Genomic DNA, 21,093 nt, shown 5'->3' with positions numbered 1-21,093 from the left:
ACTGGCCAGACTCGACTTCCACCCGATGATCGCATATGCGGATTTGCGGGAGGGAGGAGACGACAGCGGACCCCTTACGCGGCCTCGGAGCCGCCGAGATAGGCATCGCGGATGCGGGGATCGTCCTTCAGCGCGCGGGCGGAGCCGGAGAGAACGATCTTGCCGGTCTGGAGCACATAGGCCTCGTGCGCGATCTCGAGCGCGAGGCTGGCGTTCTGCTCGACCATGAAGACCGAGACGCCCTCCTGGTTGATGGTGCGGATCAGCTCCAGCACGCGGTCCACGTAAAGCGGCGACAGGCCCATGGTCGGCTCGTCCATCACGATCATCCTGGGACGGCTCATCAGCGCGCGCGCCATCGCGACCATCTGCTGCTCGCCGCCCGAGAGCGAGCCGGCGCGCTGCGACAGCCGCTGGCCGAGCTTCGGGAACAGCGTGAGCATCTTGTCGAGATCCTGCGCGATCGCCTCGCGGTCGTTGCGCACGAACGCACCCATCAGGATGTTCTCGCGCACGCTCATGTCGGCGAACAGCCGTCGCGCCTCCGGCACCGAGGCGATGCCGCGGCGGACGATCTGCGGCGTGGTAAGTCCGAGCAGCGAGGCACCGTCGAAAGTCACCTCGCCCGAGCGCGGCTTCACCAGGCCCAAAATGATCTTCATCGTGGTCGATTTGCCGCTGGCATTGCCGCCGAGCAGGCAGACGATGTGGCCGCGCGGAACTGATATCGACAGGTCGAAATGCACCTGGGCCTGACCGTAGAAGGTGTTGACGTCGGTGAGCGTCAGCAGCGCATCGGGAGGCGGGTTCGTCATGCAGCGCTCTCCTGCTTCGTCGTCAGGCCGTGGCCGAGATAGGCCTCGATCACCTTGGGATCGCCGCGCACCTGTTCACCCGGGCCTTCCGCGATTTTCTTGCCCTCGTCCATGACGATGACGCGATCGGAGAGGCGCATCACCATTTCGAGCTTGTGCTCGATCAGCAAGATCGTCAGCCCTTCGGCTTTCAGCTCGGCGACGAGCCCCTGCATCTCCGTGGTTTCGGTTGGATTCATGCCGGCGGTCGGCTCGTCGAGCAGCAGCAGGCGCGGCCTCAAGGCGAGCGCACGGGCGATCTCGACGCGGCGGCGGTTGGCGTAAGAGAGACTGTAGGCGGGCTGGTCGATGCGCGGCAGCAGCCGCTCACCGAAGCGCGCGAGAATGACCTTCACCTCCTCGCGCAGCCGCTCCTCCTCGGCCTTGACGCTGGCGGGGCGCAGCAGCGCCAGACCCAGTTCCAGCAGCGGGCCGATCAGCGGCACGGCCGGCTTGACGGCACGCAGCCGCGTATGGGCGCCGATCAAGACGTTGTCCATGACGCTGAGATTGCCAAACACGCGACCGAGCTGGAACGTGCGCGCGATGCCTTCGGCAGCGAGCCGTTCCGGCGAGAGACCCGTGATGTCCTGACCTTCGAAGCGAACCGTCCCGGCGTCCGGCAGGTCAAGCCCGGTCACCAGATTGAACAGCGTCGTCTTGCCTGCCCCGTTCGGGCCGATGATGCTGATCAATTCGCCTTTGGCGAGATCGAGATCGATGGCGTCGACGGCGGTGAGGCCGCCGAAACGCCGCGTCAGACTGCGCAGGGACAGCATGGTCGTGCTCATCACATCGTCCCCAACAGGCCCTGCGGCCTGAACCGCACGAGCAGCAGCAGCACGATGCCGTAGATCAGGATGCGATACTCCGCCGCAATGCGGAACACTTCCGGCAGCCCGACCAGCGCGACCGCCCCGAGGATGGCGCCGACGACATTGCCGAGGCCGCCGAGGATCACCACAGTCAGCGCCAGGATGGATTGCTGCGTGTTGAAGGTCTCGTGGTTGATGTAGGAATAGAGGTGCGCGGCGATGCCGCCGCTGACGCCGGCGGCAAAGCCGCCGAAGATGAAGGCGAGCGATTTGTAGCGATTCAGGCTGAGCCCATAGGCGCGCGCGGCGATGTCGTCGTCGCGGATGGCGCGAAAACTGCGGCCGAGATGCGAGCCGAGCAGGCGTCCCTGCAGCAGCGCCAGCACGACCATCACGATGAAGCTGAACCAGTAGATCGAAATCGGGCTGACCAGCTCATAGCCAAACAGCGACAGCGGCGGAATGCCGGAGATGCCGATCGGCCCGCGCGTGACGCTCTCCCAGTTCAGGATCACGAGCGAGACGATCTCGCCGATCGCGAGCGTCGCGATCGACACATAATGCCCGCGCAGCCGGAACGACGGCGAGATCAGCGCCGTGCCCAGCGCCGCACTCATCAGGCCGCCGCCGATGATGGCAAGGCCAACCGGGACGGCGAACGTGAGCGACAGCAGCGCGGAGGTGTAGGCGCCGATCGCGAGCAGCGCGGCGTGCCCGAGCGAAACCTGGCCGATCGTGCCTGCCACCAGGGTGAGGCTCAGCGCGAGCATGCCGAGCAGCCAGGCGTTGATCAGGGTCTGGAGCACGTAGAACGACACCGGCAACAGCGGCAGGATCGTGAAGACGGCGGTCGCGATCAGCAGAGCCCAGCGCGGAATACGCACCGGGCGGCTCGGCGCAATGAAAGTGCCGGTGAGCGGCTCGGGCGGCGCCTGCCGTGCGCTGGCGAACAGACCGTTCGGGCGCAGCACGAGCACCACGACCAGCAGCAGGAATGCGAACAGATTGCGGTAGCTGGTGCCGAACACGGCGACGCCATAGCTCTCGACCAGTCCGAGCAGCAGGCTGCCGATCACCGCGCCCGGCACGTTGCCGGCGCCGCCGACGACTTCGGCAACGACGCCCTTGAGCGTCGCCTGCAGGCTCATCGCGGTGTCGATCTGGTTGTAATACATGCCGACCAGCAGGCCGGAAACGCCGCCGAGCGCAGCCGCAATGCCGAACACGGCCTGATTGACGCGGTTGACGTCGACGCCCATCTGCATCGCGGCATCGCGATCCTGCGCGGTGGCACGCACGGCCCAGCCGAGCTTGCTGTAGCGCAGGAACACGAACAGCAGCAACGCGCTGGTGAGGCCGACACCGGCGATGAGCAGATCGAGCGGCCCGATCGTGCCGCCGCCGATCTGGAAGCGGACATCCAGCAACTGGCTCGGCAGCGCACGCGGATTGGGCGAGAAGGTCAGCATCACGAGCTGATCGAGCACGAAGCTGATGCCGATCGTCGCCAGCAGCGGTGCGATGCGCACCGAGTTCTGCAGCGGACGCAGGCCGAACCGTTCGATGATCAGGCCGACCAGCGCTGCCGTCACCGCGACCACGATGATGGTGAGCGGCAGCGGCGTATGCAGCTGCACCACCGCGACCCAGCCGATATAGGCGCCGACGAGGTAGATCGACCCTTGCGCAAAGTTGATCAGCCGGCTGACGCCGAAAATCAGCGCGAGCCCGACCGCAACGAGGGCGTAGACGTTACCGACGATCAGCCCGTTGATCGTGTAGTCGAGCCAGGAAGACACGCAGAAAATCCCCTCAGGTCGGCTTGCCGTCCCAGAGCGCGAACTGGCCCTTGCGTACGACGAGCTCGGCATTCATGGCGCCCTTGACGCGCCGGCTCTCGACGTCGAACGTCGCTTTGCCGAAGATCACGCTCGAGACGTCCTTCACTTTCGTGAAGGCGTCGCGGATCGCACGCCGGTCGGTGCCGCCGATCTTCACCACGGCGGCGGCCATGTTCATCGCGTCATAGGCGTAAGCGTTGAACGCGTCGGGCTCCACCCCGTTGTACTTCTTCTTGAAGCCCGCGATGAACGTCTGCACCTCGGGGCGCGGGTCTTCCGGGAAGTAGCGCGTGCCGACATGGACGTCCTCGACGGCCTCGCCGCCGAGCTCCAGGAATTTCGGCGAGTAGACCGAGCTCGCGGCGCAGATCACCTGCTTCAGCCCGACCTGGCGTGCCTGCCGCGCGATCAGCGCACCGTCGGAATAATAGGAGATCAGGATCAGCCCGTCCGGATTGGCGTCGCGGACCCGCACCAGCGTGGAGCGGAAGTCGCGCTCCTCCGCAATGTAGCCTTCGGTGACGGCGATTTCGGCGCCGTGTTCTTTCGCGGCCTTGACGAAATAGTCTCGGCTGGTGCGGCCCCAATCGGTGTTGAGGTGCAGCACGGCGAGCTTCTTCAGGCCGAGACGCTTCACGGCATAAGCCGCCAGCAGCGGCTGCTCGTCAGCCTGGCTGACCGAGGTGCTCCACATGAAGTCGCCGCCCTTGGTGAAATCGGGATGCGAATTGGTGAACCCGAACTGCACCAGCCCGCCGCGCTGATAGATCGGCGAGGCCGCCATCGAGGCGGGGCTGGAGAAGTCGCCGAGCTCCATGACAATCCTGGGATCGGAGACGAACTTCTGGGCGATCGCCACCGACTGGCGCGGGTCGCTCTGGCTGTCTTCGAAGCTGTAGGCGAGCTTGCGGCCGTTGATGCCGCCCGCTGCCTGGATCTCGTCCAGCGCGAGATCAAAGCCCTGCTTCCACTGCGTGCCATATTGTGCGTTCGGCCCGGTCAACGGACCGCTGACGCCCAGCAAAATCGGTTCGGACGATTGCGCAAGCGCGGCGCGCGAGAAGGCTGCTCCCGCCATCATGGCGGCAAGCGAGCCCTTGACCAGGGTACGACGATCGATGTTGCTCATGGACGGCTCCATCCTGTCAGGTGTTGAAACAACCAGCAATTTCCATGCCGGTGAGATTGGCTATTTCGAGGGCTCGCCGAGCGACAGCATCAGCCGGTTCGCCCAGTTGAAGAACGACGCGCCGTTGATGACGTCGACGATCTCGGCATCGTCGAGACCGGCGCGGCGCAGCTCATCGATATTGTCGGGGCCGAACGCGATCGGCGTTGCGGCCAACGCCACCGAGGCCTTGACGACCGCATTCCAGCGCTCGTCGCCGAGATCGGCGCCGACGCCTTCGTCGAGCAGCCGCTGCACATCGTCGCGGCGCTTGGAATAAGTGCTGGCGAAACGCGCATGCACGGAGGCGCAGTAGATGCAGCCGTTGTAGCGCGAGGTCGCAGCCGCCGCCAGCTCGCGCTCGGCGCGCGGCAGGCCGTCGGCAACGTTGTAGAAGATGTCCTTGTCAGTCTTGGTGCGGGCTTCCAGCACCTCGGGATCGCGCACCAGCAGTCGAAAATATTCGGACTTGGAACGGGAGCGATCGACGAGGCCGGCGAAATGCCGCTCGGTCAGCTCGGCTTCGGGCAGCGGATCGATCCACGACACCCAGCCCAGTTCATCCTGGGTGAAGACGACGAGCGGATTGACATTGTTTGCAGCGCTCATGATGCAGCCTCCTTACGCGCCAGCCGCGGCGTTCGCGGTGCGCCCGAGCGAGGCACCGAGCACGCGCAGTCCGGTGACGACGCGCACCTGGAACGACAGGAACGCAACGAGCTGAGAGAACGTGACGATGCCGTTGTTCGACCAGCCGGCAGCGAGCAGCGCCTTCATGTTCGCTGCAGCCGCATCGCGCGGGCGGAACACCAGCAGATGCGCATGTTCGAACGCCGCAGCGAGCCGGGCGCCAAGCTCGGGCTTGCGCTCGGCGCTGACGCGATAGATCAGGCCGGCCTCGTTCTCGACCGACAGCGGGCCGTCCGGAAACGCACCGTAGGGGCCCGAGGTCTCGCCACGCGCGATTTCGACATCGACCGCTTCGACCAAGCGCGCGCCATTGGCGGTCGCAGCTAACTTCGCCCGATAGAAGCCGGCCATCGTGGGCTCGCGGTGAAGGCCGATCACGAAGAGCGCAACCGCGGCGCGCTCCACCAGCGAGACATCGCCGGCGTCGATCGGCTCGAACAGCGAGAGATAGCTCTTCTGCGCGTTGTCGCGCGCTTGCAGTCGACGCGAGCGAATGGCGTCGAGGGACGAACCCGGTTCGATCCCGGCGAGCGTGTCGATGATATCCTTCGTAGCCATCATTCAGCCTCGTACAATTCTCTGGTGTCGCAACTAGCCCGCCAGCGCCACATCCGCCGCCGTCCGGGTCCAGCCCAGCGCCGGCGCGACCTTCTCCGCGACCAGCTCGATCGAGCGCAAGATATGGGGATGCGGGGCATCGACCGAATGCGCCTGGAAGACGAGATCGGTCACCCGCTCCAGCGTGGCGTCGGCGCGGAGCGAAGCGATGACGTCGTCGGCCGCGCCGACATGGGTGTCGAACGCTGCGATCATCTCCTCGAGCGTCTCGCCCGGCTTGGTGTGGCCGCCCTTGAGGAATTGCGGCAGCGCGCGCCGCAGCCCGATATCGGCAAGGCGCATCGCCTCGGCGCGGTCGTCGGCGACGAAGATGGTGCGCGAGGCCATGATGCGGGGTTCGCGTCCCGGCGGCAGTGCTTCGAGATAGGCATCGATCACCGGATTCTGAATCTCGGCCAGCGTTGCCTTCGGCGCCTCCTTGGTTCGAGGCTGGGTGCGCGACAGCAACAGGCCATCACCCGCCTTGCCGGCACGCGCGCCGCCCGCGACAGAGAACGTCGCCTGCCAGATCCGGTTGTCCAATTGCGGCCGCTGCGGATAGAGCGTGTCGCCACCGTCGAGCGGCTTGCCGACCAACGCCGTGCGGACGATTTCCAGATTGCGCGCAAAGATCTCGTTGCGCTGGGCGCTGTCGAGGCCGAAGGCGGCAAAGGCCGAGGGATTGCCGCCGGTGCCGACACCGAGCTCGAAGCGACCATTGCAGAGCAGATCGAGCACCGCGGCATCCTCCGCCACCCTCACCGGATTCTCCAGCGGCAAGGTGACGATGCCGGTGCCGAGCCGGATGCGCGAGGTTTGGGCTGCGACGTAGCCGAGAAAGGTGAAGGGCGACGGGAGACCGCCCTCGCGCTCGTGGAAATGGTGCTGCGCGATCCATGCGGAATCCAGGCCCGCCTTCTCGGCGCGCACGATCTGCTCGGCCGCGAAGCGATATCGGTCGGCCGGCGGGGCCTCATCGAGAAGTCGCGTGAAAAACCCCAGGCGTTTCAGGTTGGCTAAGCGTTTCATACGACCCCTGCAAGGCGAGGATAGGCCCCGATGATGTCGGTTGCCGCAGCTCCAGACAAGCGGGCATTGCGCAGGGCTCGTACGCAAGGCTGCCCGCCGGGATCGCCCTGAGCTGAACTTTGGCTGGGCAGACTGCCTACCAGCTCGGCAGTACCGCGCCCTTGAATTTGGTCAGGACGAACTCCTTGACCTCCGCCGTGTGATAGCTGTCCACAAGGATCTTGACCCATGGCTTGTCCTTGTCGACCGTGCGAACGGCGATGAGATTGACGTAGGGCCCCTTCGGGTCCTCGCGCAGGATCGGATCCTTGACGGGATCGAGGCCCGCCTGGGTTGCATAATTGGTGTTGATCGCGGCGGCGTCGACATCGTCGAGCGCGCGCGGCGCCTGCGCCGCGTCGACCTCGACGAACTTCAGCTTCTTGGGATTCTCGGCGATATCAAGCACCGTCGGTTTGAAGCCCGTGCCGTCCTTCAGCTTGATCACGCCCTTGTCGCGCAGCAGCAGCAGCACGCGGCCGCCATTGGTCGGATCGTTCGGGATCGAGACCTTGCTGCCCTCGGGGATGTCGGCGAAGGCCTTGTGCTTCTTGGAATAGACGCCGATCGGGAAATTCACGGTCAGGCCGACGGCTTCGATCTTGTAGCCACGGTCCGCCTTCTGGTTGTCCAGATAAGGCTGGTTCTGGAACGAATTGGCCTGGATCTCGCCGGCCTCGAGCGCGGCGTTCGGCACGACGTAGTCGGAGAATTCGATGAGCTGGATGTCGAGACCCTGCTTGGCGGCGATCGGCTTCACGGCCTCGAAAATCTGGGCGTGCGGCCCCGGCGTCACGCCGATCTTGATGGTCTCGGCCGAGGCGCCCGCCGACCACGCGACGAGGACGGCAGAAAGGATCAAGGGGAGGCGAAACGACATCTTGGTCTCCATGATCTTGGTCTCCATGACTCAGCGGCAACGATTGGAACCGTATTCGCTTCTCTATGTGGCGAAATCAATGAAATGGAAATCCATATTGGATGCCGGCAGCGGCAGACACCTTCTCAATTCGATACCAATCGGGAAACGAATTCACAGAGATTAGGAATGCTCTGCGCAATCGTGACGGGCATCACGGCGCAACAACAGCCGGGGAGCGAAAATGGCGGCGAGATAGCAGCAGGCAATCCAGCCGGGATTTCGGTGCTGGTTGTCGGTGTTGCCAGCATCAGATGATCTGCGCCTACTCGGACCGCCAGGTCGACGGCGACAGCATGATCAGGACGCAGATCACGGCATAGGCGGCGAGCGATGCCGTCACCATGGTGGCGAGCCCCGCCATGCCGGCGCCGAAGCTTGCCACCGCGATCCAGCCGCCGCCGGCCGCGATCAGGATGCGCGCGACCGAAGACGCGAGCGGGCCGATGGCGCGGCCGGTGCCTTGCACGGCGAACGACGTCACGAAGCCGAAGCCGAGTGCGACGTAGGCCGGCGCGACGATGCGCAAGTAGGTCATGCCTTCGCCCACCACCTCGGCATCGTGACTGAAGAGATTGAGCCAGGCCGTCGGGAAGATCGCCACCAAAAGGCCGATCGTGCCGGTCATAACCATGCCGACAACGCCGCTGATCCAGCCAATGCGACGTGCCCGCGCCGTCTGTCCCGCGCCCATGTTGACGCCGACCATCGTTAGCGTCGCGGTGCTGATGCCGAACAGCAGCGGGATCATGATGTAGTCGAGCCGCGAGGCGATGCCGTAGCAGGCGAGCGCGGAGGTGCCGAACAGGCCGACCGCGCCGGTGACGAGAATGACGGTGAGATTGGTCAGCACCGCATTGAAGGCGGTGGGAATGCCGACCTTCAGCATGTCACCGAAGATTTTTGCGCGGAGCGGCACGATGTGCAGCTTGAGGCCGGTCGCGCCTGAGGCCATGTAGCGCAGCAGAAACAGCATCGCCGCGCCGTAATAGAGGCCGAAGGCGATGCCCGCGCCGCCGATGCCGAACCGCGGGATCGGTCCCAGACCGAAGATCAGCGCCGGCGACACCGGAATCGTCACGATCGCGCCGACCAGCGTCACCAGCGCGGGCACCTTGACATTGCCCGCGCCGCGTAGCGCCGCCGCCTGGAGATTGACGATCCAGACCGGGATGGCGCCGGCGAACAGACAGTTGGAATAGGTGGTGGCCGCAGCGAGGGCACCGTCGGCGCCGCCAAGGGCGCGGTAGAGATGCGGACCGCCGACGATGACGCCGAGCGTGAACACGCCGCCGGCAATCATCGCGAGCACCACGGCATGAAACAACGCGGCTTCGGCATCGTCGCGGCGGCCGGCACCGACCGCGCGCGCGACCGAGGAGGCAACGCCGCTGCCGAAGCCGCCATTCGACATCATGGTCATCAGCATGAAGATCGGGAACACGAGCGCCGCACCGGCCAGCGCATCGGTGCCGAGGAAGCCGACATAATAGGCTTCCGCGATGTTGACCGCGGTTTGCGCCACCAGGACGGTCACGGTCGGCAGCGCGAGCCGGAGCAGCGTCGGCAGGATCGGCGCCGTCAGCAGCGCTGCGCGCCGCTGCTCGGCCGCGCCTGGTGTTGATGCCGCCACTTGGCGGAGCGGAGCGGTGGCGCGAGCCACGATCTGCGGGGCGGACAAGGCCGGCGCGGCGGCATCCTCGACTGACATGGGTTCGATCCCTGGGGTCCCGAAGGGCCGCCGCCGATCGGCCGCCCATTGCATTATGTTCATAATGTATTATTATGATCATAATGCAATGGGCCCGGCCTCACGATTTTGTGGCGGGGGTCGCGCAGGAGGCGGGATTGGCGCGCTACGACAAGGGACACAGGGACACGACGCGGCGGCACATCATCGACGTCGCCTCTTCGCAGTTCCGCGAGAGCGGCATCGCCGCGGTCGGCCTCGCCGGCATCATGGCGGAAGCGGGCCTGACCAACGGCGCCTTCTACACGCATTTCGCTTCCAAGGAGGATCTGGTACGCGCGGTGCTGATCGACGCCCTGGAGCGGCGCGAGCAGAGGCACAAGGACAATCTTGCAAACGGCGTCGCGCTCGAGGAAACGATTCGCGACTACCTCTCCCCGCGCCATCGCGACCGCGCGGGCGCCGGTTGCCCGACCGCAGCACTTGTCGCCGAGATCGCGCGACATCCCAAGGCGACGCGCGATGCCTTCACCGGAAAGACGTCGGAGATCATCGCGCTGATGGCGGCGCAGATGCCGGAAGGCCCCGCTGCGGAGCGTCGACGACGCGCCATTTCGGTCTACGCAACCATGGTCGGCGCGCTGCAATTGTCGCGCGCGGTGAGCGACAGGCAATTGTCGGAGGAAATTCTCGAGAACGCGGTTGGAGCTGCGCTGGCGCTTGCGAATGGGCGGTTCCCCTAGCTCGCATTGGATCGCCGGCAGGGTCTCTCGGCCGGCGTTCCAGCTACCGCCCCTCGGCAGGCACGGCTGCCGTCCCTACGTTCGTCATTTCGCCGCAGGTTTTTCTCACCCTGTCGGCATTGCCGCCTCGCCCTCGATGAAACATGATGGGCCATGGCCGGTAACGACTTGGCTGTGAAGTGGGGATCATCCGATGAACGAGAACGAAATCCGCAAGTCCATCGCGCAGGTGAAGCAGGGGACGCTGTCGCGACGCTCGTTCATGCAGACGATGGCTGCGATCGGGATCGCAGCGCCGGTCGCGAGCCAGATCCTGGTCTGGAACGACATGGCGATGGCGGACGCCACGCTGCAATACAAGCCGACCAAGGCCGGCGGCGGCGGCCCGCTCAAGATCCTGCTCTGGCAGGCCCCGACGCTGCTCAATCCGCATTTCGCGCTCGGCACCAAGGACCAGATCGCCTCGCGCGTCTTCTTCGAGCCGCTCGCCGGCTGGGACAAGGAGGGCAACCTCGTCCCCTGCCTCGCGGCCGAAGCCCCGTCCAAGCAGAACGGCGGCCTTTCGCCGGACGGCCTGAGCGTGACCTGGAAACTGAAGCAGGGCGTGAGATGGCACGACGGCAAGCCCTTCACTGCCGACGATGTCGTCTTCACCTGGCAATACGCCTCGGATCTCGCGACCGCGGCGTACACCACGGGTTCCTACAAGGACATCACGGTCGAGAAGATCGACGACCACACCGTCAAGGTACTGTTCAAGGCGCCGACGCCGTTCTGGGCCGATCCCTTCGTCGGCTCGGTCGGTCCGATCCTGCCGAAGCATCATTTCGGCGATTATGTCGGCGCGAAGTCGCGCGAAGCGCCCGGCAATCTGAAGCCGGTCGGCACTGGTCCCTACAAATTCGTCGAGTTCAAGCCGGGCGACCTGATCCGGGCCGAACGCAATCCCGACTATCACGTCAAGAACCAGCCGCATTTCGACACGCTCGAAATCAAGGGCGGCGGCGATGCGGTGTCCGCGGCGCGCGCCGTGCTGCAGACCGGCGAATATGACTACGCCTGGAACATGCAAGTGGAGGAGGAGGTCCTCAAACGCATGGAGGCCAGCGGCAAGGGCAAGCTCGACGTCACGCCGTCAGGCAATGTCGAGTTCATCATCCTCAACACGACCGATCCGTGGACCGAGGTGGACGGCGAGCGCTCCAGCCCCAAGACCAAGCACCCGACGCTGTCCGATCCCGCCGTTCGCCGCGCGATGAACTTGCTGATCGACCGCGAGTCGATCCAGAAGTTCATTTACGGGCGCGGCGGCGTCGCCACCGCGAGCTTCGTCAACGCACCCAAACAGTTCAAGTCGGCCAAGCTGAAATACGAGTTCGACGTCGACAAGGCCAACAAGGTCCTGGATGACGCCGGCTGGGCAAAGGGCGCGGACGGCATCCGCGAGAAGGACGGCAAGAAGCTCAAATTCGTCTTCCAGACTTCGACCAATGCGCCGCGTCAGAAGACGCAGGCCATCATCAAGCAGGCCTGCCAGAAGGCCGGCATCGAGATCGAGATCAAGGCGGTCACGGCATCGGTGTTCTTCTCGTCCGACGTCGGCAACCCCGACACCTACTCGAAGTTCTATGCCGACATGGAGATGTACAACACGACGCAGCCGCAGCCCGACCCGGAGCGCTTCCTGAACCAATGCGTCTCCTGGGAGATTTCCAACAAGGACAACAAATGGCTCGGCCGCAACGTCTCGCGCTGGTCCGATCCCGAGGCCGACAAGGCCTACAAGGCCGCCCAGAACGAGCTCGATCCGGTCAAGCGGGCCGCGCTGCTGATCAAGGTCGACGAAATTTTTTGCGAGGCCAACGTGTTCCTGCCGCTTCTATCCCGCAACATCGTCAACGCAGGGGTCAACAATCTCATGGTCGACATGTCAGGCTGGGACGTCACGACCTGGAATCTGGCGAGTTGGTACCGCAGCTGACGCTTTCCAGCTCAATTGCCAGTTCAATCCTAGCGAGCTCAATCCCTGCCGGCGAATTGACGGTCGAGGTTTGACGCAGTGTCGGCGCTTCTCAGCCGCTTCATCAGCTCATCCCGCTCCTTGCCGTCGGGCAACGCCTCGGCCTTTTCGCGGATGGTCCTGGTGAACTCTGCAAGCCGCTCTTGAAGCGTGGTGGTTTGCTGAACGCGACGCCGCCTGTGCACGATCGGGTCTCCATGTCATGGCACCATGCGGTGCCTTTCCGCATGGCCGATGATAAGAGCGAGCGCAGCCATGTCTGCATCAAATGATATAGTTCAAGCCATTTGGTGCCGACGCCCTCTGTGCACATGTGAACAGTCGGAGCTGCCTTCAGCTGCCGGTCCGGAACGAAAATGACGGCTGTTACATTGACGCGGCGAGACAGCACGGACGCGCCATGGGCAAGATATTGATCAGCACTGCCGTCGTAAGCCTGGCGCTCATCATTGCCTTCGCGGTCTATGTCATCACTCTGTGAATTGCCGACAGCAGAAGCCAATGATGGTGCGGCTCGGACATCACCCGCGCGCGCAGCAATCGACCAACAGGTCCCAGATCCGCTGCGCCTCGGCCGGCTTGCGGGCTTCGAGCCCCTTCTCCGGGTCGGACTGCGAGTGGCCCGCCACCGGGTGCGTTTCACGCGGCACGATCCATCTCTGGGAGATCGGGTCGTACCATTTTCCGATCATCATTTCAGTCACGCCGATCGACTCACCGATTTGATCCCGGGCGGAGCTACGGCTCACGGGCTTCGTCCAATCCCATTCGCCGCGCCTCGCCCATTTTACAAATCGGCTTCTTGCCCGATCGTTCCTGCAACGGCTCAGCCAGGCCGCGCCGGATGAAGCGTACGGGGATGCCGCTCGTGCAGCAGTCGCGCGAGCTCTTCCCGCTCCGCTGGCCGTCCCTTCATGGCGGTCTCGAACAGCGCTTCCTGGATGTCGCGGGGCATGTCACCCCAGACGTCCATCGCCGCTCGTCCGAGCAGGCTCGCAAGATGATCCGCTCCATCGCTCATTCGGCTCTCCTGATCTGGTCACGGGAATGGAACAGCTGCAGCTGTGCGGCGTTCCAGTTCCATCATTGTCAAGGAGACGTCGTTTACGGGATTCTTCACCAAGGACATCAAATCGATGGAAGACCTGCTGCTGCACGGGCTGCAGGATATCTATTACGCGGAACAGCAGATCCTCAAGGCGCTGCCGAAGATGATCGAGAAGGCGACAAACAAGGACCTCGTCGCCGGTCGAGGCGTACTGGTGAAGACGTGCTGGGCGTGGCGGCCCTGCTCGCAGGGCTGCCACGTTCTCGTCGCACGTTCGGTCAGATGAACGGCTTGCCGCCGGTGACCGCCAGGGTCGCTCCCGATGTGTAGCTCGAGAGCGGATCGGCGAGCATGACATAGGCTGTCGCGAGTTCGGCCGGCTGGCCGGCCCGTTGCATCGGCACCTGCTTGCCGAAGTTCTTCACAGTGTCCTCCGCCATCGTCGACGGAATCAGCGGCGTCCAGATCGGACCCGGGGCGACCGCATTGACCCGAATGCCTTTGCTCGCCAGCATCTGGGCGAGCCCACCGGTAAAATTCTGAATGGCGCCCTTGGTCGTGGCATAGGCCAGCAAAGTCGGATTCGGCATGTCGGAGTTCACCGACGCGGTGTTGATGATCGCCGCTCCCGGGCGCATGTGGGGGACCGCAGCCTTGGTGAGATAGAACATGGCGTGGATATTGGTCTCGAACGTCCGCTGCCATTCCTCGTCGCTGATGTCAGCGATCTCCTTGAACGTGTCCTGATGCGCCGCGTTGTTGACGAGGATGTCTATTGCGCCGAACGCCTCGACGGTGCGCTGGATGATCGCGCGGCAATGATCGGGATTGCGGATGTCGCCGGGGATCAGGACGACCTTGCGTCCTGCGCGCTCCACCAGCGTCTTGACCTCGGCGGCATCCTCGTCCTCGTTCAAATAGGCGACGACGATGTCCGCGCCCTCCCGGGCATAGGCGATCGCGACCGCGCGGCCGATGCCACTGTCGCCTCCGGTGATGATTGCCTTCTTTCCGGCCAAGCGCCCGGCGCCCCTGTAACTTTCCTCGCCATGATCCGGTCGCGGGTTCATCGCGCGCGTCGAACCGGGCATCGATTGCTGCTGCGGCGGGAAAGGCGGCTTTGGATATTCGGTCATGAAGCGGCTCCAGAGATTTACTCCGCTAACGGAAAGCTTTCGGAAGCGTTCCTCGCTGTTCCATCACGCCTCGTGGCCAAGCCTTACGATGATGTCGCTCCGCAACAGGGCTGGCGCTTCGGCGGCGCCCAATCGCCATAGGCTCTCGCCCGCAACCAGCGCCGGCATGGGCAGTTCGCCGTCCGCGAAATTGGCGACAATCTGCAAGATGTCTCCGTTCTCCGTCCGCCAACGGGCATCCAGGCCGCCCTTAGCCTCGTTCTCCCCCAGCAACTTGCAATGAGCCGAAACGAAACCCCGTTTGATCAGCGGAACGATCTTCTCGCGCCGTATCCTCAGCAATCGGGTTGTGAGGCCGCGAAACCTGGCGCTGGCGGGAGAGCGGTCGATGCCGGTCCAGTCGAGCTTCGATGCCGCGAAGGTCTTTTCATCGCACGGATCCGGAATCCTGGCGCGCATGTCGGGCGTCGAGAAAGCCTTGAAGTGCGCGAACTCCTTGCGTCGCCCTTCCCGCGTCCGCTCGGCAGCTTCGCCGGACCAGTCTGCGAAAAACAGGAACGGTGTCTCGGCCGCGGCTTCCTCACCCATGAACAACATCGGAATGTGCGGATTCAAGAGAACCAGCGCCATGGCCTGATCCAGTTTCTCCGGACCGACCAGCGCGGAAAGCCGCTCCCCGAGCGCGCGATTGCCGATCTGGTCGTGGTTCTGGGCGAAGAAGATGGTGGCCTCAGGCGGCAGATGCGCGCTCGGCTCGCCGCGCGGTTCGTCATGCAGCGGAAAGACTTCGCCCTGATAGGCAAAGCCCTCGGTGAGCGCTCGCGCGAGATGTTCAAGCGGCCTGCCTGCGAAGGCGCGATAGTAGCCTTCGTCCTCACCCGTCAAGAGGACGTGGAGCGCGTTGTGAAAATCATCGCCCCATTGCGCGTCATAGAGCCGGGTTCGCCCTTGAGCACGGTCGAGCAGGCGGGCCTGATTGGCCTCGTTCTCCAGCATCAGATGCACGCGTCGGCCCGGCAGCTGACTGCGAACCGTCTCGGCAAGCTCGATCAGGAAATGGCGGTCGGAATCGTCCTTAAGCGCGTGAACCGCATCGAGCCGCAAGCCGTCGAACCCGTAGTCGCGCAGCCACATCAACGCGTTCTCGATCAGGAACTCGCGCACGAACGCGCCGTCGTGTCCCTCGAGGTTGACGGCAGGGCCCCAGCCGGTGCTGTGGCGCGTGATGAAGAAGCTTTCCGCATAGAGGTGCAGGTAGTTCAGCTGCGGCCCGAAATGGTTATAGACCACATCGAGGTAGACCATGATGTCGAGGGCATGCGCCGCGCGTAGCAGCCGCTTGAGGTCTTCCGGCCTGCCGTAGCGTGCATTGGGCGCATTCAGCAGCACGCCGTCATAGCCCCAATTATGCCGGCCGGGGACGTCATTGAGCGGCATCAGCTCGATTGCGGTAATGCCGAGATCGTGCAGATAGGGCAACTTCTTCTCGACGCCGGCATAGGTGCCTTCCTCACTGAAGGTGCCGACATGCAACTCGTAGATTACGGCTTCCGCCCAGGGGCGGCCGGGATAGAGCACCGAGTCCCGGAACGCCGGGGTGTCGATCACCTCGCTCGGCGCCCCGACGTCGTCGGGCTGGAAGAACGAGGCGGGATCGGGAACGACCAGGTCTTCGTTGATCCTGAACTGATAGCGCGTGCCGACATGCGCGGTGGGACTCAACGACTGGTACCAGCCATCATGGTCGCGCGTCATCCGGAGTGGCGGCCGGCCGGCTTCGAGCAATTCGACCGATTGCGCCGTCGGCGCCCAGAGATTGAAGCAGACCCCGTGATCGAGGCATCGAGGGCCGTGGTGTCGCGCTTGCCCGGCCATTCCCAATCTGTGACTCAAACCTGGTCGCCTTTGCGTGGCTGGAAGTAACAGCACGCTTCGCGAGGCTCGATTTTGCGATCGCTCGAGCATGCTCTGGACGGGAGAAGCCGAGATGGAGGCATTCGTTCCTCAGGCCGGCGCCACACCGATGCGCCATGCGCGTTGTGTGCACTTTTGGGCCGAGGTGCGGCGACGATGGTTGGGGAAGATCACTGTTGCAAACAGGGAACGGAATCGCCTCGGCGACGGTTGCAACTCTACACGGGAGTTTTCGCCATGCGCCGCTCGAAGCCACAGCCGATCCGCAACAAGCTCGACCTGACCGACCGTACTCAGGTGCGCCTCGTCAGAAAGCGTCTCGGACTGTCGGATGCGGAGCTGACCAGCATCGTCGAGCGGACCGGCAACTCGATTGCGGCCATCAGCAAGGAGGCGGCGCTGCAAAGGGCAACCACGCTGCCCAAGCCGGACGATGTACCTCCCGCCGCCGTGATCGCTTCGGCGACCGTCGGCGAGCAGGCGACGACGGAAGTGACGGCAATCCCACCAAATTCTTGAACGACTTTTCGGGGCAACGATGGATCAAACAGTACATCCAGACGACGCCCTGACGCGGGCGGCCTCGCGCCTGCGCCGCTCCCGCATCAGCGAGGGCAAGCCGTTTCCGCTCGGCGCCACCTGGGACGGGCTCGGCGTCAATTTCGCGCTGTTTTCGGCCCATGCCACCAAGGTCGAACTCTGCCTGTTCGACGACGACGGCGAGACCGAACTGGAGCGGATCGAACTCCCGGAATATACCGACGAAGTCTGGCATGGCTATTTGCCCGCGGCCCGTCCCGGCACCATCTATGGCTATCGTGTTCACGGCCCCTACGAACCCGACGCGGGACACCGCTTCAATCCCAACAAGCTCGTGCTCGATCCTTACGCCAAGCAGCTGGTCGGCCGGTTGCGCTGGGGACCGGAGCTGTTCGGCTACCAGCTCGACCATGCCGACAAGGATCTCTCCTACGACGAACGCGACAGCGCGCCCTTGATGCAGAAATGCCGCGTCATCGACCCGGCCTTCACCTGGGGCGCCGCGCGCAAGCCGGAAGTGCCATGGGAGCGGACGATCGTCTACGAGATGCACGTCAAGGGTTTTACCCAGCTGCATCCGCTGGTGCCCGACGCGGACCGCGGCACGTTCTCCGGCCTCGCGCATTCGGAGGTCCCGGCCTATCTGCGATCGCTCGGCATCACCAGTGCAGAATTGCTGCCGATCCATGCCTTCGTCGACGACAGCTATTTGGTTGAGAAAGGCCTGCGCAATTACTGGGGCTACAACTCCCTCGCCTTCTTCGCGCCGGAGCCACGTTACCTCAAGACGCCGTTCGCGAACGAATTCAAAGCCATGGCCAACCAGTTCCACGCCCATGGCATCGAGGTCATCCTCGACGTCGTCTACAATCACACCGCGGAAGGAAACGAGCTCGGCCCGACCCTGTCGTTCAAGGGCATCGACAACGCTAGCTATTACCGCCTGCTGCCGGACCAGCAGCGCTACTACATCAACGATACCGGTACCGGGAATACGGTGAACCTGTCGCACCCGCGTGTGCTGCAACTCGTCGCGGATTCCCTGCGCTATTGGGCGACCGAGATGAGGATCGACGGCTTCCGTTTCGACCTCGCCACCATCCTGGCACGGGAGCCCTACGGGTTCGACGAAGGCGGCGGCTTTCTCGATGCCTGCCGTCAGGACCCCGTGCTCTCCAGCGTCAAGCTGATCGCCGAGCCTTGGGACATCGGTCCGGGCGGCTATCAGGTCGGCCAGTTTCCGCCGGGATGGGCGGAGTGGAACGACAAGTTCAGGGACACGGTGCGCGCCTTCTGGAAGGGCGACGAGGGATCGATCGCGGACTTCGCCAAGCGCGTGTCCGGATCCGGCGATCTCTTCAACAAGCGCGGCCGCCGGCCGTGGGCCAGCGTCAACTTCGTCACCGCACATGATGGTTTCAATCTCAACGATCTCGTCTCGTACAACGACAAGCACAACGAAGCCAATGGCGAGGACAATCGCGACGGCCACAGCAACAATCATTCCTGGAATTGCGGCGCAGAGGGACCGACGGACGATCCGGACATCATTGCGCTGCGCGAGCGCCAGAAGCGCAATCTGCTGGCAACCATGCTGTTGTCGCACGGCACGCCCATGCTGCTTGCCGGCGACGAATTCGGGCACACCCAGCACGGCAACAACAACGCGTACGCCCAGGACAACGAGACCACATGGCTCGACTGGATGGGCATCACCGCGAATGGCCGCAGCCTTCGCGAATTCACCCGCAAGCTGATCGCCACGCGCAAGGCATTTCCGATTCTCTACCGCAGCCGCTTCCTGGTCGGCTCGCACAATGAAGAGCTGGACGTGAAGGACGTGACGTGGCTCGCGCCGTCCGGAGAGGAAATGACGACGGAGCAGTGGCAGGACGGCAACGCCAAATGTTTCGCTTTGCTGCTCGACGGCCGCGCCCAGGAGACCGGCATCAAGCGCCGCGGCTCGGACGCAACCATGCTGCTGATCTACAATGCTCATCACGACGTCGTCCATTTCACCCTGCCCGCCGTCGCCGAGGGACGCAGCTGGGTCGGGTTGATCGACACCAATCAACCGGAGGGGCAGATGCCCGCGTTCGACTTCGGGCATGTTTATGTGATGACCGGGCGATCCCTCGTGGTGTTCGGTCTCGCCACCGAGAGCATCGCCACCCGCCGCCTGCGCCAGGGCCTGGGAGCGCTGCTGGACGTCGTGGAGGCGCCGCTGCCGGGATAGTCGCCACGATCAGGCGAGCCGATGCTTTCGAGTTGATGACAATAGGGAACGCACGCAGGTTACCAGCGTTCGAGTAAATGGGGCATCAGTCGGAGAACACCGAGATGAAGTTCACAGGTGTCGTTATCCTCGCTGCCCTCGCATTGCCCGGAGCAGCTTTGGCGCAGGCCAGCAAGCCTGACGTTTCGTCCGCGCCGAGCGCACAGAATTCGGGTGCCGGCATTGCCGGACAGCCCGGCAACAAGAACGGGCCGGCGGCCAAGCCCGGTGAAACCGTCGGATCGAATTCGACGAGCTCCACCGGCAACACCGCCGTGCAATCGCAGGACCCGGCGCATATTCAGGGCGCACCGGGCAATAAGAGCGGGCCGCCCGCCAAGCGTCCGGATCAACGCTGAACGAACACGTCCACAATCCTGCCGATCGACTTCGAACGACCTGCGCCTGATCGGCGCAGGTCGTTCCGCTAGGAACGAACGCTGAAGCCGCCCGTTCGGAAGACATCTTCTTTCCTGCCCTCCCAATCCGAGAGTCCCGCCATGTATCATCACGTCAAGAAGCTGATGTTCACCGTTCGCGTCGACGAGCCGGATCCGCGCTTCGGCAACATGCTGCTGGAGCAGTTCGGCGGCGCCAATGGCGAGCTCGCCGCCGCGATGCAGTACTCGATCCAAGGATTGAACTGTGAGGATCCCGATCGTAAGGACCTGCTGATGGACATCGGCACCGAGGAGCTCAGTCATCTGGAAGTGGTGGGCACGCTGGCGCGGATGCATCTCAAGCCCTCGAAGTTCGACCGCCAGGCGGCCGAAGCCGATCCCCTCATCGCCATCGCGGGCGGCGGCGGAGTCAATCTGTTCAACTCGCAGGGCAATGCCTGGACCGCCGACTATCTGAAGATCACCGGCGAGCTCGACGTCGATCTGCGCAGCAACATCGCCGCAGAGGCGCGGGCCAAGATCGTCTATGAGCGGCTGATCAATTTCTGCGACGACGCCGGCAGCAAGGACGCGCTGCAGTTCCTGATGACCCGCGAGATCACGCACACGAAGGCGTTCGCGCTGGCGCTCGAGAGCATGGGCAAGCCGGCCTTCAGCATCGGCCGCATCGCCCCGACGCCCGGCCTTGTCGACCAGTTCTTCAACGATTCCACCGGCGCCGGCGACCATGGCGAGATCGACACGCGCGGCCCCTGGAACGAGGGCGGCGACTGGGTCTTCACGGAGTCGCCGGCGATCCAGGCGGGCGAACCGGGTCCGGCCTCGGCCATCGTCACCGAGAGCTCGCCGCCGGCCGACGAAGCGGGTCTCGGCGATCTGCTCATCAACGAGCTGCGCGATATCTTGCATGCCGAGAAGCAATTGACCAAGGCGCTTCCCAAGATGGCGGAGGCCGCCCGCTTCGACCAGTTGCGCGAGCTGTTCGAGCAGCACTTGGCGGAGACCGAAGCACAGGTCGAGCGCATCAACGAATGCTTCGAGATGCTCGGCAAATCCGCCCGCGCCAAGCCCTGCAAGGGCATGATGGGCCTCGTCGAGGAGGGCCAGGAGATCATGGCCGAGGGTGAGGACAAGGAGGACGCGGCGGCCGACCTCGCGCTGATCGGCGCGGCGCAACGCGTCGAGCACTACGAGATCGCAGGCTATACCACGGCGCGCAACCTCGCCCAGCAGCTTCGCCACAGCGCCGTTGTCGCCCTGCTGTCGAAATCACTCGCGGAGGAGGAGAACGCGGATCAGCTCCTCAACCAGGTGGCCCGCTCGCTGATGTCGGTGGCGAAAATGCCCGCGGCAGTCGAGCAGACCGAATGATCC

21 protein-coding genes and 1 pseudogene are annotated in these 21,093 nt (G+C 64.2%); 8 read left to right on the top strand and 14 right to left on the bottom strand.

Features of this window, described 5'->3' with window-relative positions:
- Nucleotides 1-74: 74 nt before the first annotated feature.
- The 8 genes from ABIB90_RS13410 to ABIB90_RS13375 all read right to left on the bottom strand — a co-directional run bounded on the left by ABIB90_RS13410 (nucleotide 75) and on the right by ABIB90_RS13375 (nucleotide 7,925).
- Nucleotides 75-815 carry an ABC transporter ATP-binding protein gene (locus ABIB90_RS13410; protein ID WP_007595939.1) on the bottom strand — a complete coding sequence of 247 codons (741 nt, stop codon included), beginning with the start codon at nucleotides 813-815 and terminating at the stop codon, nucleotides 75-77.
- Entirely contained in the window at nucleotides 812-1,645 is an 834-nt protein-coding gene (locus ABIB90_RS13405; RefSeq protein WP_354200836.1) for an ABC transporter ATP-binding protein, read from the bottom strand. The genes ABIB90_RS13410 and ABIB90_RS13405 overlap by 4 nt, the downstream gene beginning before the upstream one ends.
- On the bottom strand, nucleotides 1,645-3,468 hold the full coding sequence (locus ABIB90_RS13400) for an ABC transporter permease (protein WP_354200835.1): 1,824 nt from the start codon (nucleotides 3,466-3,468) through the stop codon (nucleotides 1,645-1,647). The genes ABIB90_RS13405 and ABIB90_RS13400 overlap by 1 nt, the downstream gene beginning before the upstream one ends.
- 13 nt (nucleotides 3,469-3,481) lie before the next feature.
- Nucleotides 3,482-4,639 (bottom strand): ABC transporter substrate-binding protein, encoded by a 1,158-nt coding sequence (locus tag ABIB90_RS13395; RefSeq protein WP_007595945.1) that lies wholly within the window; start codon nucleotides 4,637-4,639, stop codon nucleotides 3,482-3,484.
- A gap of 60 nt (nucleotides 4,640-4,699) precedes the next feature.
- On the bottom strand, nucleotides 4,700-5,287 hold the full coding sequence (locus ABIB90_RS13390) for an alkylhydroperoxidase domain protein (RefSeq protein ID WP_354200834.1): 588 nt from the start codon (nucleotides 5,285-5,287) through the stop codon (nucleotides 4,700-4,702).
- A 12-nt stretch (nucleotides 5,288-5,299) separates the two neighbouring features.
- On the bottom strand, nucleotides 5,300-5,926 hold the full coding sequence (locus ABIB90_RS13385) for a CMD domain protein (protein ID WP_354200847.1): 627 nt from the start codon (nucleotides 5,924-5,926) through the stop codon (nucleotides 5,300-5,302).
- Nucleotides 5,927-5,959: 33 nt separating this feature from the next.
- Nucleotides 5,960-6,994, bottom strand: a complete 1,035-nt coding sequence (locus tag ABIB90_RS13380) for a putative FMN-dependent luciferase-like monooxygenase (protein ID WP_354200833.1) — start codon at nucleotides 6,992-6,994, stop codon at nucleotides 5,960-5,962.
- A 136-nt stretch (nucleotides 6,995-7,130) separates the two neighbouring features.
- On the bottom strand, nucleotides 7,131-7,925 hold the full coding sequence (locus ABIB90_RS13375; protein WP_354200831.1) for a MetQ/NlpA family ABC transporter substrate-binding protein: 795 nt from the start codon (nucleotides 7,923-7,925) through the stop codon (nucleotides 7,131-7,133).
- Nucleotides 7,926-7,997: 72 nt separating this feature from the next.
- Between ABIB90_RS13375 and ABIB90_RS13370 the strand changes: the two genes are divergently transcribed.
- Entirely contained in the window at nucleotides 7,998-8,210 is a 213-nt protein-coding gene (locus ABIB90_RS13370) for a hypothetical protein (RefSeq protein WP_354200830.1), read from the top strand.
- Between the two features lie 7 nt (nucleotides 8,211-8,217).
- On the opposite strand, the gene ABIB90_RS13365 is transcribed toward ABIB90_RS13370, so the two are convergent.
- Entirely contained in the window at nucleotides 8,218-9,663 is a 1,446-nt protein-coding gene (locus ABIB90_RS13365; protein WP_354200829.1) for an MATE family efflux transporter, read from the bottom strand.
- A gap of 137 nt (nucleotides 9,664-9,800) precedes the next feature.
- Here ABIB90_RS13365 and ABIB90_RS13360 point away from each other — a divergent pair, with 137 nt between their 5' ends.
- Together ABIB90_RS13360 and ABIB90_RS13355 are read left to right on the top strand one after the other, a co-directional pair.
- A complete protein-coding gene (locus tag ABIB90_RS13360) occupies nucleotides 9,801-10,385 on the top strand; it encodes a TetR family transcriptional regulator (protein ID WP_354160414.1) in 585 nt (194 codons plus the stop codon).
- A gap of 193 nt (nucleotides 10,386-10,578) precedes the next feature.
- Nucleotides 10,579-12,366 carry a peptide ABC transporter substrate-binding protein gene (locus ABIB90_RS13355; RefSeq protein ID WP_354200828.1) on the top strand — a complete coding sequence of 596 codons (1,788 nt, stop codon included), beginning with the start codon at nucleotides 10,579-10,581 and terminating at the stop codon, nucleotides 12,364-12,366.
- A gap of 38 nt (nucleotides 12,367-12,404) precedes the next feature.
- Here ABIB90_RS13355 and ABIB90_RS13350 read toward each other — a convergent pair whose 3' ends face one another.
- From ABIB90_RS13350 to ABIB90_RS13340, 3 genes are all read right to left on the bottom strand, one after another.
- Complete coding sequence (locus ABIB90_RS13350) at nucleotides 12,405-12,590, bottom strand: hypothetical protein (protein WP_007595953.1); 186 nt, start codon at nucleotides 12,588-12,590, stop codon at nucleotides 12,405-12,407.
- A gap of 336 nt (nucleotides 12,591-12,926) precedes the next feature.
- Nucleotides 12,927-13,154 (bottom strand): hypothetical protein, encoded by a 228-nt coding sequence (locus ABIB90_RS13345; RefSeq protein ID WP_354200827.1) that lies wholly within the window; start codon nucleotides 13,152-13,154, stop codon nucleotides 12,927-12,929.
- A gap of 77 nt (nucleotides 13,155-13,231) precedes the next feature.
- The gene (locus ABIB90_RS13340) at nucleotides 13,232-13,426 is read right to left on the bottom strand and encodes a hypothetical protein (protein WP_027519884.1); all 195 of its coding nucleotides are present in this window, start codon (nucleotides 13,424-13,426) and stop codon (nucleotides 13,232-13,234) included.
- A 115-nt stretch (nucleotides 13,427-13,541) separates the two neighbouring features.
- Between ABIB90_RS13340 and ABIB90_RS13335 the strand changes: the two are divergent.
- Nucleotides 13,542-13,655, top strand: a pseudogene (locus ABIB90_RS13335) (DUF892 family protein); the annotation flags it as partial.
- 76 nt (nucleotides 13,656-13,731) lie between these two features.
- Here ABIB90_RS13335 and ABIB90_RS13330 read toward each other — a convergent pair.
- Nucleotides 13,732-14,589 (bottom strand): glucose 1-dehydrogenase, encoded by an 858-nt coding sequence (locus ABIB90_RS13330; protein WP_354200826.1) that lies wholly within the window; start codon nucleotides 14,587-14,589, stop codon nucleotides 13,732-13,734.
- Between the two features lie 63 nt (nucleotides 14,590-14,652).
- On the bottom strand, nucleotides 14,653-16,464 hold the full coding sequence (gene treZ / locus ABIB90_RS13325) for a malto-oligosyltrehalose trehalohydrolase (RefSeq protein WP_354200825.1): 1,812 nt from the start codon (nucleotides 16,462-16,464) through the stop codon (nucleotides 14,653-14,655).
- Between the two features lie 276 nt (nucleotides 16,465-16,740).
- Between treZ and ABIB90_RS13320 the strand changes: the two genes are divergently transcribed.
- From ABIB90_RS13320 to ABIB90_RS13305, 4 genes are all read left to right on the top strand, one after another.
- Entirely contained in the window at nucleotides 16,741-17,022 is a 282-nt protein-coding gene (locus ABIB90_RS13320; RefSeq protein ID WP_219681535.1) for a DUF3606 domain-containing protein, read from the top strand.
- 19 nt (nucleotides 17,023-17,041) lie between these two features.
- Nucleotides 17,042-19,279 (top strand): glycogen debranching protein GlgX, encoded by a 2,238-nt coding sequence (gene glgX, locus ABIB90_RS13315; protein WP_354160404.1) that lies wholly within the window; start codon nucleotides 17,042-17,044, stop codon nucleotides 19,277-19,279.
- Between the two features lie 104 nt (nucleotides 19,280-19,383).
- On the top strand, nucleotides 19,384-19,677 hold the full coding sequence (locus ABIB90_RS13310; protein WP_354160402.1) for a hypothetical protein: 294 nt from the start codon (nucleotides 19,384-19,386) through the stop codon (nucleotides 19,675-19,677).
- 141 nt (nucleotides 19,678-19,818) lie between these two features.
- Nucleotides 19,819-21,090: a DUF892 family protein gene (locus ABIB90_RS13305; RefSeq protein WP_354200824.1), complete on the top strand. Its 1,272-nt coding sequence runs from the start codon at nucleotides 19,819-19,821 to the stop codon at nucleotides 21,088-21,090.
- The last annotated feature ends 3 nt before the right edge of the window (nucleotides 21,091-21,093 follow it).

Source organism: Bradyrhizobium sp. JR4.1 (assembly GCF_040548605.1).
Lineage (GTDB): Bacteria > Pseudomonadota > Alphaproteobacteria > Rhizobiales > Xanthobacteraceae > Bradyrhizobium > Bradyrhizobium canariense.
The sequence above is the reverse complement of the archived record's forward strand: the minus strand, read 5'-3'. Positions and strand labels throughout refer to the sequence as shown.